The sequence below is a fragment of the Candidatus Cryosericum odellii genome (assembly GCF_003570935.1).
In the GTDB taxonomy this organism is placed as follows: domain Bacteria; phylum Caldisericota; class Caldisericia; order Cryosericales; family Cryosericaceae; genus Cryosericum; species Cryosericum odellii.
In genome coordinates, this window is sequence record NZ_QXIU01000174.1 from 1 (window position 1) to 2,534 (window position 2,534).

The 2,534-nt window shown below is 60.4% G+C and carries 2 protein-coding genes and 1 pseudogene; all 3 read left to right on the forward strand.

Annotated features, from left to right (window positions below; genetic code table 11):
• A pseudogene (locus SMC5_RS10740) lies at positions 1-350 on the forward strand (hypothetical protein); the annotation flags it as partial.
• A gap of 48 nt (positions 351-398) precedes the next feature.
• On the forward strand, positions 399-1,481 hold the full coding sequence (locus SMC5_RS07170; protein WP_119120161.1) for a DUF362 domain-containing protein: 1,083 nt from the start codon (positions 399-401) through the stop codon (positions 1,479-1,481).
• Between the two features lie 68 nt (positions 1,482-1,549).
• Positions 1,550-2,534, forward strand: a 985-nt coding sequence (locus SMC5_RS07175) for a VIT1/CCC1 transporter family protein (protein ID WP_119120162.1), incomplete at its 3' end; no start/stop codon positions are given.

Sequence of the window (2,534 nt, forward strand, 5' to 3'; positions counted from 1 at the left end):
TGGCCGTCACCCTCCTGATGTTCGTCCTGACCGGGTCGACCAGCATCATCTGGTTCCCGGCCATGTGCTTCTTCAGCTGCATGACGCTGAGCTCCAACATCGTCTTCGCGCACGAACTGGTCACAAATCACCGTGGCCTCGTTTCCGCGTCTATCATGGGTTTTTCGTGGGGTATCGGCGGAAGTGTCGTCATCATCCTGGGTCAGTGGGCGCAGCACACCAGCATCACGTCGGCGTATCACCTGTTGCTGGGCGTCGCAGCCGTCCTGGTAGTGCTGGCCTTCCTGTTGCCGACACGCCACGCGCTCAGGGCCGTTCTCGAGCACATCCCTGCACAGGAACAGGCTTGAGTCACGGGCTGCTACTGCTATCCTGTTGATACACAACAGGAGGCACGTATGCAAGCATGGATCGACCGGCTCGACGACTACGACGAAGGACGATTAAGTGACGTGTTCGCAAGCCACCAGGGGTTCCTTCTGGGCGGGCTCGTTCCTGGCGACACTGTCCTCGTCAAGCCAAACATCCTGCAGGAAGCAGATCCCGAGCGGGCGCTGGCGACCAACCCTCATTTTATTCATGCCTTCGTCCGGTTTCTGCTCGGACACGGGCTCCGCGTCATCGTTGGCGACATTCCGGGCAACCACGTCCCCAGCGAACGCCTAGCCGCCGACTTTGGCCTCGAGGAATACGCCGGCGACGAGCGGGTCACCATCTGCCACCTGGACCAATATAGGTTCAGGCGCGTCCATCTCGAGCACCCACGGAGCCCCCGACCTATGACTCTGCCCGACCTGCTGTGGCAGTCCAAGGTCCTCTTCAATCTGCCTAAGGCAAAAACTCATTCATTGACGCTGGTCACGGGTGCCGTCAAGAATCTATTCGGGCTCACGCCCAAGGCCGAGCGCACGGGGCTCCACATGATCCCGTCCGGCGATGAGTTTGCCAGATGCCTGCTGGACCTCCACGCCGCCCTCCCCATCCATGAACGGGTCGTCATGGACGGTATCCTCGGCATGGACGGAGAGGGCCCGTCGGCAGGAAGGCCCAGACAGTTGCGGGCTGTCGTCGTTGCTGACGATCCTGTGCTCGCGGACTGGGCAATGTGTCACATGATGGGTATCGACTGGGAACTCACCCCTCTGTCGCATGTCGTCCCTGTCCCTGACGGCACGCTCGCAGTCGGAGACCTCACACCTATCCAGCCGGCGTTCGCGAGACCCCGCAGCTACATGGGTGGTGCGGTGGTGTCGATCGCAGCAACATTCCAGCGCATTGTCGGCGCCTCCAACCGACCCATCCCCGTGGTCGACACGTCCAAATGCATCAAGTGCGGCATCTGCGCCCAGCGGTGCCCTGCGACGGCAATCAAGCTTGCGCCGTACCCACAGTTCAACCGAAAAACCTGCGTGCTCTGCTACTGCTGCCACGAGATGTGCCCCCAGCAGGCAATTGTCCTCCGACATACATTCCACCGATGAATTGTGAATGCCCACAGTGCCAGGCACAATGGTCTTCACAATTCCAGCCAGCCTGAAAGGAGTTGTCCATGATCAATGAAACAACCAAAGCGATGAACTTCTACACCGACGAGCGGAGCGCATCGCGTCTGTATGCGTACCTAGCCGGTTCAGAGAAGAACCCTGCTCTGCGGGCGCGTTTTGCAGAGCTGGCTCGGGTCGAGACCCTCCACATGGCCTTCTGGCGCGCGTTCCTCCTCAAGCGTGGCATCGCCACCGCCGAACCATCATGGTTCTCGTTCGCCTGGTCACGACTACTGCGCCAGCTGCTGGGGACGCGACGCTATCTATCCCTCCTCGAAATCACCGAGGCAACCGCCGTCGACTCCTACTATCAATTCCTGAACTTCGCAACCCTGGAAGAAGCCGAGAAGACCAACATCGCACGCATCATCGAGGATGAGCTGGGCCACGAGGAAGAGCTGGAATCACAGTTCAACGCGCTGCCCAAAGACAACGTCCGCGATTTCGTGATGGGCATGAACGACGGTCTCGTCGAACTGCTTGGTGCGGTGACCGGTCTCTCGGCCGTCTACCCGACGCGTCCGCAGATCGTCGCGGTTAACGGTCTCGTTGTAGGCCTCGCCGGCGCGCTGTCCATGGGTATCGGGACTTGGGTCTCAGTCCGCAGTCAACGTCAGGTCAACGAAGGCATCCGCCGCAAGACCGACCTCCTTTTCAGTGTCGCGCCCAAACGGGCACAGGCAGAACTGGCCAGGAAGCTGACCGAATCCGGGATGCCCGCCGACCTGACCGACGAGATCACCGAAAAGCTGGCATCGAACAAAGAGGCGATGATTGGACTCCTCACCGAGCACACGCGCGTCAACGAGATTCGCAGCGCCCTGTTCACCGGCGTTGCCTACATCATTGGACTGCTGTTCCCCGTCCTCCCTTACTTCTTCGCGCGGAATTCGTTCATGGCGCTGATTTTCAGCGTCCTTTTCGCCGGGCTTGCCCTTGCCATAGTCGCCAGCATCATCACCCTGACGGCCGGCAGCAACGCCTTCCGCC

Bases quoted from the DNA above. Each gene is read 5' to 3' on its own strand.
- SMC5_RS07170 (WP_119120161.1), top strand. From the start codon at position 399: ATGCAAGCATGGATCGACCGGCTCGACGACTACGACGAAGGACGATTA.